This window comes from Bradyrhizobium sp. USDA 3311 (assembly GCF_054062495.1).
Genome location: NZ_JBSSFI010000001.1, coordinates 8,952,724 through 8,966,062 on the forward strand (window position 1 = coordinate 8,952,724; position 13,339 = coordinate 8,966,062).

Sequence of the window (13,339 nt, forward strand, 5' to 3'; positions counted from 1 at the left end):
AAGAACTGGCGTCAAGCACTTTCGTGCTCACTATCATTCCTGGTGCCGCATAGTTCACGTGGGAAGCTATATTGCTGGTACTCAAACTATTTTTTGTGCGGAGTTGCTTCATTTCCGAGCTTTTTCCTCCGTTATGCCTTTGTGACGACAGGAAGGGTCCAGAACCCCACCAAAAGAGCCTCCAAGAACGTCCCGTTCGGGACTATGTTATTTTATTGGCCATCAGTTTCGGCAGAAACGTCCCGATCGGTTCTTTTTCATGTAATTCGGCCCGGAACCTACTATTATCGCCCCGATAGGGATGATTATGCCGAAGATAACTACCAGCAAAACCCTCGGAAATCTGATCCGAGATGAACGCAAGGACCAAGGCCTAACGCAGGAACAGCTTGCGGGCCTGACCGGGGTCGGCGTGCGTTTCGTGCGCGAATTGGAAGCCGGAAAAGAGAGCTGTCAGCTCGGTCGCGCGCTTCAGGTCGCGGCCGCATTGGGTCTCACCGTTTCAGTCAACAGCCGTCGGGAGACGCCCCGATGAACCATCTGCTGGATGTCTATTTCGGCAGCGTTAAGGCCGGCATCCTCAACCAGGATGATGCCGGGATGCTCAGCTACAGCTATGACACCGGCTACCTTGCCGGTGGGGCAGCTCGGGCAATCTCCTTTTCCATGCCGCTACAGGAGGCCCCCCACCCGGATCGCATTGTCCGTCCCTTCTTTTCAGGCCTTTTGCCCGATGAGGGCGCCCGGCAACGTCTGGCTGGTGCGCTGGGGATCTCGGCAGGAAATGCCTTCGGTCTCCTTGAGGTGATTGGTGGGGAATGCGCAGGCGCCTTGTCACTCTATCCAGCCGGTCAGGCACCTCCCTCCTCCGATGACGACGGTGTCGAAGTGCTCACTCCTGCCCGGCTCGAAGAAATTCTGGGCAAACTCCGCGAGCGCCCCCTCCTCGGCGGAGAGGAGGGCGTGCGGCTGTCGCTCGCCGGAGTGCAGGACAAGCTCGCCGTTTGTCTTGAGGGAGAGAGAATTGGACTCGCCAAGGGCGGGCGGCCGACCACGCACATTCTGAAGCCCTTCATTCAGGCGCTGGAGGGAAGCGTCGAGAATGAACTCTTCTGTCTGCGCCTAGCTGCGCTCCTGACGCTGCCTGTGCCTGACGTCCAGATGCGACGGCAGGGGGCCATTTCATTTCTTCTAGTCGAGCGCTACGACCGTTCGAGAGACAACGATGGCACCATCTCGCGCCTGCATCAGGAGGATTTCTGCCAGGCGTTGAGCGTTCCTCCAGAGCTCAAGTACGAGGAGGAAGGAGGACCTGGGACCGAGCGTTCACTAGACCTCATCGGTCGCGCCACAGCACGCCCGGCAGCCGACCGGTTGAGCTTCATCCGCATGCTGATCTTTCACTATCTGGTCGGCAATGCCGACGCGCATGGGAAGAACTATGCTCTGCTTTACCGAGGCGAGGTGCCGGACCTCGCCCCGCTCTATGACGTCGTCTGCACAGCGGCTTACCAGCGCTTGGCAAAGAAGCTCGCCATGGCCATTGGCGGGCGTTCGGTTCCGGATACGATCCAGTTGCAGCACTGGCTGACACTCGTTCCCGCAACACGCGGGGCACAGCGTTTGCTCATCAAGGATATCAAGGAATCGGCAGACCGGATCAGAAGCGCGGCCGACGGCCTCCTGACGGAGCTGGAAGAGGCAGGCGTCACCCACGCGATTCTCAAGACGATCCGGACCGTCATTGAGACCCGCGCCTCTCATTTGCTTCGAATTACGGAGAAGGCGTGAGAAAGCGGATTTATACGATCATTGACTGGGAATAGCGCATCAATAACGATGTTGATTCTGCGCAGGTCTTCATTTCCGCGCGGGCTTTAGGCGCACAGAGCCATCAAGCGAGCCATGGTCAGGGGCTCGCAAGGCCGGGAGCGGCGCAACTACGAAAGCAGTCGACGACAAGGTCGTCGTCTGTATCAACGCGGGTCGGCACCTGGCTCCGGGATCAGCGGCGCGCCCCGGATCGAGATTGGCCCTTCTGGTTTAGACGGTTGGACTACTCTCTTCGCGGGCTTCAAAGCGGAGTGGACGGCCGGCAGAGAAGGAGCCTGGGGCACAGGGGCAGGAACCGGCAAATTCTGCAAAGATTCGATCTTCGCCGTGAGCGCCTCGATCTGGCCCGCCATCCGTTTCAAATCGGCTTGCTGCGCACCGATGTTGCGACTGAGCTCTGCGATCTCATCGCTCGCCTTCTGTTGTCCTGATCGTATCTGGAAGAGAGCTTCCCTATCCTCAGGTGACAAGCCTGCGATCGGAACAGGCTCACGCGCCGATGACGTCGCGAAAACTGTCTCGATGTTCGTCCAATAATAGGCTGCCCCGGCGCACAGACCAAAGGAGATGATCACGAGCGCGAGAATCCAAGAAAAGCGCCTTGGGGATTTGTGCAAGACGGGCGGCAACTCCGAGGCGTTCGCTTGATCAATCACATCCATCTCAGCTTGCCATTCCCATTCATCGGCCTTTCTCGTTGACGTGATAACTCGCAACGGTCAAGAGCTGCGGTGAGGCGCGGGTGCTGACCGCAATTTCCCCGGCAATTTCGCTATCGCCGTGTCAGCAATCGCGTTGCGATGTCGGGATTGGAGGTCAGCACCTTTCGTCACGCAGTTGCAGGTGAAGCGTTCTTCTAGATTCGGCACCATCGATCAACCATCTCCGTGAGCGCACCGCGAAGCGGGGTTTCAAAAACTGGAGCCGCGCGTTATCGATTTCTGGCCGGACAGGGTCATCGATACGACCGCAATCCATATAGGTTGTGTAGCGCAGTTCGATCTGCAACGCCTCGGTCGAAGCGCTGTAGTGTTTCCTGATGACATAGCCGCCGGCAAACGGTTAATTGGAAACTGCCCGGAAGCCCTGTCGCTCGAACGCGGTCGCGGGGATCGCTGTTGTGGCCGGTTGACATGACGCGCCCCGCAAGTCGCCGATGCATACATCGTCTTCGATGGGCCCGTAAAACGCGTGCAGATCGAGAAGCAGGACGCGCCCGCACGGTTTTCGGAGACGGCCGATGATGTGAGATAGCGCCTGGTGATAAGGTAAGTGGTACTCGGCCAATCTTTGCGAAAGAGTCCTTGGGTCCGGCCGCTCCTGATAAATCGATGTCATGTCGAACATAGACTCGGAAATCACAGCGTCCTGGAAAGGACCAAATAGCAGCCCTACCGGATCTCGATTTAAATCGGCAACGTATCAACTGTGTGTGTGTCGCCGCGATGCTTGTGATTCCCAGATCTGGCAGGAAGTCGTAGACCTCTGGAAGATGCCAATCGGTATTTCTTAGCCATGTTCGGTGAAGCGAGTGAAAGCGGCCGCAATCGACGACGGAACGAAGGTGACGCTGTTTCGCACAGCTCTGGGCTGTCCACGATCAGTCAGGTTCGATGCTTGACTGCCTGCGAGCCCTGCCGGAACGGCCGAGGAATTGCATCGAAAGGCCTCCCCAGATCCGAAAGGACGGTCTAAGCTTGCGTCCAAACTTGTCGGACGATCCGTACATTAGCATTTGTTTTCAGGTTCTTGTTTTGAAGCCGAGCGCGGGGTCCGCTAGGTGCCGCTAATGTATGCGGCGATCGTGCTGCTGCGTTTGGTTAACGAATGTGAGTTTTCAGCTCTCGATACTTAAGATTCTCGCCGGCCAACCGGAGGGCCGTGCGAGTCTCGCTGCCCTGAAGGATTAACTGGCGGTATTCTACACCAGCGGTCCGGAGTGGACGGCTCGTATGAAGCGATTGGCAGAGCGGGCCCCGGATCTCGATATTTTCGGACAGAAGCTGGTTGCGCGAGAATCCGGACAATGGATTATAACGGAAAAAGGCAGGGCCTTTCTTGGTTCGCTGGAACAGATGGCCGTACCGACCACACAAGAGCGAGCGCTCGAAGGAGCGAGTGAGAAGTCTCTCGTAAGTAAGCTTCCCGTGCTTCCTCCGGCGCTGCAACGCCGCAGCGCCAGTCGCAGGCATCGCCGCCGGAAGCAGCCGAGGACGCGGGACGATCGGTCGGCCTGACCCTTCTCATTGCGACGACGATGTTGCTCAATATTGCGCGGCGGACAACATCGCAGGCGACCTATGAGGAGGGTCTTGATCATTCTGCAAATCGTAGATAGATCGCGGTCGTTTGCATGGAGATATTGTAGTGGCAACCGGTATAGTAAAGTGGTTCAACGCGACGAAGGGCTACGGCTTTATCAAGCCGGATGATGGCGGAGCCGACGTATTCGTGCACATCAGAGCAGTCGAGAAGGCCGGCTACACCGCTCTTGCGGAGGGGGCGCGGATCAGCTTCGAGGTCAAGACGGGCAGCGCCGGCAAGGTGTCCGCAGAAAATCTGCGTATTGGATGATTTGCTCCATCAGTTACACGCCGTCGTTGTGCAAGCCGAGCAATGTAACTGTGTGACGAGAGCGCACAATCCAGATGGGCAGGACTCGCTTTCCAAAAGAGCGGCACGACACTGACTTTGGCGTCCACGGTGGATCAGCCCATTCCACGCCGCTCTCGACAGCTCAAAGTCGCTTTCCGCGATTCGCCCTATTCTGCGCGCTACAGTTGCGGATTAAACGCACAGAAACCGCCTATCTACAGAAATCCTGCGGAGAGTTGGAAGTTTTTGACGGATTTCACGACAGTGATTGTGTGAAGTTGCGTGGTATAATTGGGGGGTAGACTAGCGAATTTCCTCCATAACGTTGGCCCGGGAGCGAGCTGGCCTGAATGCGGCTCGTTAATCCAGGCTCCGGCGCTTGGCAGGTCGAAACGATCAACGCATCTCACTCCTTTTGTTGAGCTCAGCCAGCAAGGAATAGTTTCGAGGATGGAGCTCCTGAGATCAGATGGCGCCGAAGTTGCCTGGAATAAAAACACAGCTCGGAAAGGACCCTCGCGGGGGGCAGGATGTACTCAGGCGATTCACGTGGGAGATCAGATCGATTAATGTGTGTCTGGAAGATCTCCGATATTACCAGGCGAGTGCCCTCGGCATTACAGGTCCGCAAATGCTGATCTTGATGGCGCTGACCGACCTGGAAGGAGATGACGGTGTTCCAGTCAACGTGGTTGCAAAGCTGATGAAAGTTGAATCGGGCTTCATCACGAAAAATGCGAAGGAGCTTGAGGACAAGCGGTTCGTGCGCCGGAAATCCGACACAAATGATGCTCGGTTTGTACTCCTGTCGCTAACAGACAACGCTCGCAAACGTCTTGCGAGCATCGCGGCACAGCACGAAGAACTCGAGCAGTTTGTCTTTAATTATCTCAGTATTCAGGAATTCGCCAAATTGGCGAGCTGCCTTAGTGGACTCAGGTCTCGGTTGGAAAAGGCTCGGCTGCACGCTGCGCTGAAATCTGAGACGAGCTGAGACGAGCGCTGGAAAGGTCAGCCTCCTTTCGCCGTGCGAGAGTTCTTCTGAATCGGTAAGAACCATCTTGGGCCGCGGTGAGGCGAGTCGAGACCCACTCAAGTCGCAGCGAACAGACGCGGTGCAGGCGCTCTTTGGATAGTCGGTCAAGGCTTGGATTTGAGGAGACCATCTCCCAAAAACGGATATACAGCGCATTCCAAATCTCAGAGCCTAAAAAGGCGACAAGCTCCAGCTTCATTGCCAGACGACCGTAGCGAAAAAATTCGCGAACTGGATCTACTCGCCGCCTTCGTAGAACAGCTCGAGCGGCAGGCCGACCAGCGCCTTACCGATCCAGTCCCGAGCAATCACGTTTGATGGTCCCATGGCGATGGCTGCCCGCGCGTCACGGAAGGCGCGCTCGATCGGGCCGCGGTGGTAACCGTAACCTCCCGTGACCGTGAGCGCTGCTGCCGCGACCTTGGCGCTTGAACGCTGGGCAGAATACGTCGCGGCCCTGCCAGCCCAAAGGGCGGGACGCGCTGACGCTGTGATAGCGGGAGCCAGCCCCTCTCATCCTGGCTTCACCCACGGGGCTGCCAGGGTCCATCCCTAAATCAAGGAGGGCACGGGCATAGGCTGGCCAAAACCGCCCTCGGCATCGACGTTCGTCGCGCGAAGCACGGTCAACCGGGCAGAGTGGTTCTCGTCCCTGGCCGACCCGCCCGTTCACAAGGCCGGACGGCACTGACCCGTTCGGGGGCGAGCTTCAAGCTGACTTTCCGTACTGAGCGCTCTTGCAGGAAGAATAGCGAAATCTACCCGATTTCCCCTGCGGAGGGTCAAACCGCCCGATCAGTTGCCATGGCTACATCGCGTCGGCTGCGCCGACCGGGCTCTTGCGTCGCCTTCACATTGCAATTTCTGGGTGATAGACTTCAGCCATTGTAAAGGGGGGAGGATTACATGTTGCGTTTCCCTGTTCCCCGCGGGTCACTTCAAATTCCTCCGGGTGTGGTCAGTCAAATTCCTCCACCCGCGAGGCAGGACAAGGGACTGTTAGTTTGAGTTTGTTTCCCGGGCAAGAGCTTCAGCGGCTTCTTTGAGCCGATAGCTGCGTCCGTCGAACTCAAGCAGATGGCAATGATGCATAAGGCGATCGAGGATCGTCGTGCTCATAGTGTTGTCCCCAAGGTATGCCCCCCAATCCTGCACGACGCGATTGGAGGTGACGATGACGCTGCGGCGCAGTTTGTAGCGCTGATGGATCAGGGTCTGCAGCAAAGTGCCGGCGTCGTCGGGGATGGCGCGTGCGAGGAATAGATCGTCCAGCACGAGGAGATCGCAGTCGATGATGGTTCGCAGCCGGACCTCGCGTTGTGCCGGAGAGTTCAGGGCGTAGCGGTGGAAGAAGTCGTCGGTCTCAAGATACTGGACCTTGTGGCTTTGCAGGATCGCCTGATAGGCAATCGCCTTGGCGATGTGCGACTTCCCGGTGCCAGGTTTGCCGACAAGCAGAGCGTTCTCGCCAGCGGCAATGAACGCCAGGGTGTGGAGCTGGAAGCAGGTCTGACGTGGCAATTTGGGATTGAAGGACCAGTCGAACTCGGCGAGCGTGAGCTTTTCGTCGAGCCCGGATTGCTGGTATCGTCGCTCGATAAGGCGGGACTGACGACGGTCCAGTTCATCCTGCAGGATAAGGGAGAAGGTCTCGAGGAAGGGCTGGTTGGCGCCCTGCGCCTGGAGCACGCGCGTCTGCAGCGTGTCGCGGACACCCGACAGGCGCAGCTGTCGCAGGCAACGTTCAATTTCCGGCATGGTCATCATGTGGTTTGGTCTCCAGTGTGAGGTGAGAAGCCGCGGGAGCGCTCGTGGCGCTGGAGCTGGCCGGGGTTGCGCAGGCGCCACGAGCGCGGGTTGCAGGGGCACGGTCGTCGTGAGCCTCGGCCTGCCGACCATTATCGTCGGCGTCGCGCCGCACAGCGCGGCTGAAGAGGTCGCCGTATTCCGCGGGGGTACGGATCAGCGGATGATCCTGGGTGAGCGGCGATGCCGGCTGTGGCGTCACTCCAACCTGCTCGATCGCCTGTTCGAACAACCGCTCGACGGTCGCACGCACGTGCTTGTAGCGGTAGATGCGGTTGTCGATGGCGTGCGCGCAGGCCTGCTCGACCAGCCGCGCCGGATACTTCCGGCCCAGCCCGACAATGCCCCACATCGCGCGCTGTCCGGGGCGCCCTTCGGTGTCGAACACCTGCTGGCACAAGGCCCTGGTCTGCGGTCCGATGCGCTCGGCGCTCGCCAGCAGCACGGCGGTTTGCCGCGACGGGTTGAACGGCCGTTCGCTGGTCGGCAGGACGACAGAACCGGGGTGCGCCATCCGGGAATGAACACGCAGCAGCGCATGGGTGTGGCGATCACGGATCTCGATCGTGGTGGTGTAGATGCGCACGACGACCTGGCTGCCGATCGGCGCGGGCCGCGCGGCGTAATAGCTGTTGTCGACGCGTACGGTGGTGTCGTCGCAGACAGTCCGGACGACTTCGGTGAAGATGCGGAAGGCAGCCACAGGCAGCGGCCGCAGGTGCGGCTTCTCTTCCTGGAACATCGCCTCGACCTGACGGCGCGTGCTGCCGTGGATGCGCTTGGAGGCCCAATTCTCCTCCCAGTGCCTCAGGAACTCGTTCTGGGCTTCCAGTGTCTCGAAGCGCCGTCCGGCCAGCGCGGTGCCCTGGGTATGTTGTATCGCACTCTCGACGCAGCCTTTCCGATTTGGATCGGCCACCCGCGCGGGATCGGCGACCACGGCGTAATGAGCCAGCATCGCGCTGTAAATCGGGTTGAGCTGGGGCTCGTACAAATCCGGCTTGAGGACGCCTTCCTTCAGGTTGTCGAGCACGACATCGCTGGCGGACCCCGCCAAAATACCGGAACGCCTCTTCGTGGAGCTGCGCCCAGACTTGTTGGCTGGACTTCCAGACTACCCGCCGGAAGCTGCGCCGCGAGTAGCGTAGCGTCATCACGAACAGGCGGGGACGACGGTACCGCCCGCTCCTGGGATCAATCGTCAGAGCGCCCTCGCCATAGTCGACCTGGGCTTCCTCGCCGGGGAGGAACTCAAGACGATCAAACTGCTCAGGATCAGCGTGCCGCAACCGGCGCACAAACCGCTTGACACTCTGGTAGCTGGACGGAAAGCCAAATTGATCAACCAGGTCCTGGTAAATCGCCTGCGCATTCCGCTTCAGCCGGACCTGTTCTTCGATATCCTTTGCCCTCGCGGAAGCCATCGCAACGAAGTATTGCGAGAAGCACGGACAGTCCTGCGACAAGCCGGACGGGAGCGTAACGATTGACGCAGACTATCTGAAAAGCCGGTCTCTTGGGAAGCAGCAGGATTCCATGCGTTTCGTACTACTCGAAAAGCCTGCCACAGCGGAAGCGCGCAAGGCCGAGCGTGACAGCCTCGACCGTCTTATCATGTCGAACGGGTCGGTACTTGGGAAGGTCACGAAGACTTCATTTAAAACAGAGAAGGGCGCAGGAGGAACGAAACTCGTTCCCATTCCGAATTTCCCGCTCGAAAAATGGTTTGTCGACGAAGAACTGGCGCGGAAGGACGGCAAAGGGTTCGTGTTCTTCGTTCATACAAAATTCCTCCTGATCGATCCGCTGTCGGACGCCCCTCTTGTCTGCACAGGCTCGGCTAACTTTTCAGGCGCGTCGCTCACGGCGAACGACGAGAATATGCTTTTCATCCGGGGCGACACCCGCGTCGCCGATATCTATATGACGGAGTTCGATCGCATCTTCCGTCACTTTTTTTCCGAATGACCGCCAACCGCGCAGCGATGAACCATGAGGATGAGGAAGAGGCGAAGAGAAAGGCGGCCATACTGGACACTGGCGCGATTTGGCTTGCGCCTTTCTTTCAGGATGGAAATTTCAAATGCATTCGCAGGATCATGTTTTTCGCGGACCGCGGTCTGACGTGGGCACCGCAGGCGGCCCGCGATCCCGACGTATTCGTCAATGAAGCGCAGCGGGCCAAGGACAAACGCGCGAAGGCAAAGGCGGCCAGGGATGCCAAGAAGGAGGAGGAAGGAACGACTGCTCCGAAAAAGTCGAAGAAAAAGGCCGCCGCTAAAGCGGTGAAGAAAAGAGCCGTAAAGAAAACATCGAAAAAGGCTGCGAAAAAGAAGAAGGCCGTTAAGAAGAAGAAAGCCGCAAAAAGGAAGAAGGCGGCGGGCAAGAAGCGAGGGTGACGGCTAAAGGCAAAGGAGAGGTCCGTGGAAAATTATGGGCTTTATCTCCACAACGACCGGGAAGCGCGGTCAAGTTTCCAGGCGTCATCATTCCCGACGAGGCGGAAGCGTTGGCCAGCACCGCAGGACCGCAAGCACTCATTTTCGACGACCAATTCCCCCGAAGTTTTTTTTACGAATCTGAACGTCTCACACGCTCTCGCTGGATCGACTAAATTCACAGACGAAAAGCCGTCTCTTCTCGGCGTTAATGGCGACGATCGTCTGCATCCCTGCGTGAGCCACCGGCAGTCGAGGGCAACGCAATGATGACTTTCGCGAGGAGGTGTGGGATCGGCGCTTTGCTTCTCGGCCTTGCCGCCGCGGATTACACCCAGCCTCTTTTTGGCGCACCGGGCGACGCCTGGCCGGTCAAACACAAGCTGCTTGGAAAGGACGGTGGCAAAGCCAAAGATGTCAGCGGCATCGCTTGCGCGAAAGCGCAGGGATTCCCCCGCTCATGCCTTGTCATCTACGACAATGTGCAGGAGGCGCAATTCGTCACAGTGACCGACGGAAAACTCGTTGCGGGCAGCACGGCCAGCCTGATCGGCGACAAGCTCGACGGCGAAGCGCTTGAGCTTGACGGCGAAGGCGTCGCCTTTGCCGGCGGTCGCTACTATGTCATGGGGTCGCACGGGCATCCGCGGGACAAGAAAGGCAAGCTAACCGGCAGGGAAATCAAGGCGCGGATTTCCGCAAGTAGCCAGATTATTCGTTTCCGCACCAAGGGCGAAGACGGCACTGCTTCGGAGATCGAGCGCACGCCGAGACTAAGAGAGATCATCGCGGCGGAGCCGTTACTTGCCCCTTTCATGGACAAGCGGCTTGAAAACAACGGCCTGATGATCGAAGGCGTTGCAATCAAGGATAATGTCTTGCTCTTGGCGGGATTCCGCGGCCCGGTTCTCGACGGCAACCGCGCCATCGTTCTGTCGGCCCGGATTGATACTTTGTTCGGCGGATCGGGGACAGACCATCGGCTTTTCCGGCTACCCTTGGGAAATGGCCGCGGCGTGCGCGACCTTGCGGTCTTTGAGAATGGCATTCTCATTCTCGCGGGGCCTGCCGGGAACGGACCCGGCGTGTACGCGATCTACGCCTGGGACGGAGAAAGTGAGGAGGTCAGGCGACTCGCCGAACTGTCCTCCTTTGATCCCAAGCGGAAGCCCGAGGGTCTCCTGCCGCTGGACCGAACCCCGTCGGGACTGCGCGTCCCTGATCCTCTTTGACAGTGAAAAGAAAGGCGCGCCAACCCCGATTGAGATCGGAGCCCCGTAGCGCCGCCGCAAAGCTTCACAGCAAAAATTATCGAATATCACGTCTTGGAGGAGCCATGAAAACGATCTGGTTAGCAATTCTGGCACTCGCGCTTCCCTGCGAACAGGTATTCGCGTGGGGCCAGGAGGGCCATTCCATCGTTGCCGAACTTGCGGAGCATCGGCTTGACCAACCGACCCTAGAAAAAATCCGCGTGTTGCTTAAAATCGAGATTCCGTCGGCAACCCATGATCCTCGCGTATCGCTCGGATCAATTGCCAGCTGGGCGGACGATTACCGTGCGCAGCATGACGAGACTCGCAACTGGCATTTCGTTAACATTCCGTTCGAGCGCGGGACCTATGATCCGCGGGTTGACTGCAAGGCGGACCCTAAATTCGGCGATTGCATCATAAACGCGATTGAGCGGAACCGAGTTCTCTTAGCCGACTGCACTAGAACGCCGGCCGAGCGGGCGCAAGCGCTAAAATTCCTCGTTCATCTCATCGGCGATATCCATCAGCCGCTGCACGACACCGATTGCAACGACCACGGCGGAAACGATGTCGTCGTGACGTTCTTCGGCAAGAGCGTGAAACTTCATGCTGGCTGGGATACCGAAATTATCATGCACACCGTTTTTGCCTGGGGCGCCTACGTGACTCGGCTTGAGACGACATGGTTTCCCGGGCGCGACGTGACTAGCCTCGACGGCGGGTCGCCGACCGACTGGGCGCTTGAGGCGCACCAATTGGCTCGCGAGACCGCTTACGTAATTCCGGACGGCGGCGCGCTGGAGATGAATTACTACACTGCGGCGCTGCCAGTTGTGGACCGTCAGCTTGCGGTCGCCGGCATGCGGCTCGCGAAATTTTTGAAGGATACGTTTAAACGTGAGCGTCATCTGGCGACCACGCACTGAGGGTTGATCTAGTCGGCTAGGAAGATCTCGTGGAGAGGTTTGTCACGAGGTCACCATGTCAAGAGCGAGTTGTAAGGATGGCGATAAGGATAGGCATACGCCTATCCTTGAGGACGGCTCCGACACGCTGCGGCGCGTCGAGATCATCACGGGGACCGGCCGACGACGGCGCTGGTCGACCGATGCGAAAGCGGCGATTGTCGCGGAGAGTTTTGCGCCGGGTGTGACCTGCCACTGAGTATTTCCTCCAGAAGGAGTTAGAGTCCGGCCTGAAGAAGGACGGACAGATGAAGCGAGCAAGGTTTACGGAAGAGCAGATTATCGCAGTGTTGAAGGAGCATGAGGCCGGGGCGAAGACGGCCGATCTGGCTCGCAGGCACGGGATCTCTGAAGCGACGATCTACAATTGGAAGGCCAAATTCGGCGGCATGGATGTCTCCGAGGCCAAGCGGCTGAGGGCCCTGGAGGAGGAGGACGGGAAGCTGAAGAAGCTTCTTGCCGAGCAGATGCTCGATGCAGCCGCCCTTCGCGAGCTCCTTTCAAAAAAATGGTAGGGCCCGCCGCCAAGCGCGCTGCTGTCGCGCATCTGCAGGCCGTCATGAGCCTGTCGGAACGGCGGGCCTGCTCGATCGTGGGCGCGGATCGGAAGATGGTCCGTTACCGCTCCAGCCGTCCGCCGGACGCTGCTCTACGCGGCCGGCTGCGTGACCTCGCCAACGAGCGGCGACGTTTTGGCTACCGCCGGCTGTTCGTCCTGCTGCGGCGAGAGGGAGAGCCCTCGGGGATCAACCGGATCTACCGGCTTTATCGGGAAGAAGGGCTCACCGTCCGCAAGCGGCGGGCTCGCCGCAAGGCCGTGGGGACCCGTGCCCCGATCCTGGTCGAGGCGAGGCCCAATGCGCGCTGGTCGCTGGATTTCGTCCACGACCAGTTCGCCAACGGTCGGCGCTTCCGCATCCTCAACATCGTCGACGACGTCACCAAGGAATGCCTGGGCGCCATTCCGGACACATCGATCTCGGGGCGGCGCGTGGCCCGCGAACTGACGGCGATCGTCGAGCGGCGCGGCAAGCCAGGAATGATCGTGTCCGACCATGGCACCGAGTTCACCTGCAACGCCATGCTCGCCTGGTGCAAGGACGCAGCCATCGACTGGCACTTCATCGCACCAGGAAAGCCGATGCAGAACGGCTTTGTCGAGAGCTTCAACGGCCGGATGCGCGACGAACTGCTCAACGAGACCTTGTTCTTCGAACTCGACGATGCTCGCGCCAAGATCGCCAACTGGGTTGCCGACTACAATCTCCAGCGGCCTCACTCGTCGCTGAAATACCTGACCCCCGCGGCCTATGCCGCCCACCTCACCGCAACGGACGACCGGCTGCGCAACCCCGACCAGCTCCGCCGATCGTCCGTTGCTCCACCCGCGCCACTTGGCGTACAAAACCC

12 protein-coding genes and 3 pseudogenes are annotated in these 13,339 nt (G+C 59.1%); 10 read left to right on the top strand and 5 right to left on the bottom strand.

Features of this window, described 5'->3' with window-relative positions:
• Positions 1-307 precede the first annotated feature (307 nt).
• Both ACVWW6_RS42535 and ACVWW6_RS42540 read left to right on the top strand, forming a co-directional pair.
• Entirely contained in the window at positions 308-535 is a 228-nt protein-coding gene (locus ACVWW6_RS42535; protein WP_161536358.1) for a type II toxin-antitoxin system Y4mF family antitoxin, read from the top strand.
• Positions 532-1,791: a HipA domain-containing protein gene (locus ACVWW6_RS42540; RefSeq protein WP_456682879.1), complete on the top strand. Its 1,260-nt coding sequence runs from the start codon at positions 532-534 to the stop codon at positions 1,789-1,791. The genes ACVWW6_RS42535 and ACVWW6_RS42540 overlap by 4 nt, the downstream gene beginning before the upstream one ends.
• A 185-nt stretch (positions 1,792-1,976) precedes the next feature.
• Here ACVWW6_RS42540 and ACVWW6_RS42545 read toward each other — a convergent pair whose 3' ends face one another.
• Positions 1,977-2,495, bottom strand: a complete 519-nt coding sequence (locus ACVWW6_RS42545; RefSeq protein WP_161536360.1) for a hypothetical protein — start codon at positions 2,493-2,495, stop codon at positions 1,977-1,979.
• Between the two features lie 400 nt (positions 2,496-2,895).
• Positions 2,896-3,243: pseudogene (locus ACVWW6_RS42550) on the bottom strand (N-formylglutamate amidohydrolase); the annotation flags it as partial.
• A gap of 957 nt (positions 3,244-4,200) precedes the next feature.
• Between ACVWW6_RS42550 and ACVWW6_RS42555 the strand changes: the two are divergent.
• Positions 4,201-4,407: a cold-shock protein gene (locus tag ACVWW6_RS42555; protein ID WP_161536361.1), complete on the top strand. Its 207-nt coding sequence runs from the start codon at positions 4,201-4,203 to the stop codon at positions 4,405-4,407.
• A gap of 490 nt (positions 4,408-4,897) precedes the next feature.
• Positions 4,898-5,422, top strand: a complete 525-nt coding sequence (locus ACVWW6_RS42560; protein WP_161536362.1) for a MarR family winged helix-turn-helix transcriptional regulator — start codon at positions 4,898-4,900, stop codon at positions 5,420-5,422.
• A gap of 279 nt (positions 5,423-5,701) precedes the next feature.
• Here ACVWW6_RS42560 and ACVWW6_RS42565 read toward each other — a convergent pair whose 3' ends face one another.
• The 3 genes and pseudogenes from ACVWW6_RS42565 to istA all read right to left on the bottom strand — a co-directional run.
• Positions 5,702-5,971, bottom strand: a complete 270-nt coding sequence (locus ACVWW6_RS42565) for an acyl-CoA dehydrogenase family protein (RefSeq protein ID WP_371740554.1) — start codon at positions 5,969-5,971, stop codon at positions 5,702-5,704.
• Between the two features lie 492 nt (positions 5,972-6,463).
• The gene (gene istB, locus ACVWW6_RS42570; RefSeq protein ID WP_038952109.1) at positions 6,464-7,231 is read right to left on the bottom strand and encodes an IS21-like element IS1631 family helper ATPase IstB; all 768 of its coding nucleotides are present in this window, start codon (positions 7,229-7,231) and stop codon (positions 6,464-6,466) included.
• Positions 7,209-8,670, bottom strand: a pseudogene (gene istA, locus ACVWW6_RS42575) (IS21 family transposase); the annotation flags it as partial. The pseudogene istA and the gene istB, both read right to left, overlap by 23 nt.
• A gap of 136 nt (positions 8,671-8,806) precedes the next feature.
• Between istA and ACVWW6_RS42580 the strand changes: the two are divergent.
• From ACVWW6_RS42580 to ACVWW6_RS42605, 6 genes and pseudogenes are all read left to right on the top strand, one after another.
• Entirely contained in the window at positions 8,807-9,238 is a 432-nt protein-coding gene (locus ACVWW6_RS42580) for a phospholipase D-like domain-containing protein (RefSeq protein WP_161536364.1), read from the top strand.
• Complete coding sequence (locus ACVWW6_RS42585; RefSeq protein ID WP_456682880.1) at positions 9,235-9,669, top strand: hypothetical protein; 435 nt, start codon at positions 9,235-9,237, stop codon at positions 9,667-9,669. Before ACVWW6_RS42580 ends, ACVWW6_RS42585 begins: the two co-directional genes overlap by 4 nt.
• Positions 9,670-9,974: 305 nt before the next feature.
• Positions 9,975-10,940, top strand: coding sequence for a DUF3616 domain-containing protein (locus ACVWW6_RS42590; protein WP_456682881.1), 966 nt, complete (start codon positions 9,975-9,977; stop codon positions 10,938-10,940).
• Positions 10,941-11,044: 104 nt separating this feature from the next.
• Complete coding sequence (locus ACVWW6_RS42595; RefSeq protein ID WP_456682882.1) at positions 11,045-11,890, top strand: S1/P1 nuclease; 846 nt, start codon at positions 11,045-11,047, stop codon at positions 11,888-11,890.
• Positions 11,891-11,945: 55 nt separating this feature from the next.
• Entirely contained in the window at positions 11,946-12,128 is a 183-nt protein-coding gene (locus tag ACVWW6_RS42600; protein WP_456682883.1) for a hypothetical protein, read from the top strand.
• Positions 12,129-12,177: 49 nt separating this feature from the next.
• Positions 12,178-13,331: pseudogene (locus ACVWW6_RS42605) on the top strand (IS3 family transposase); the annotation flags it as partial.
• Positions 13,332-13,339: the final 8 nt, after the last annotated feature.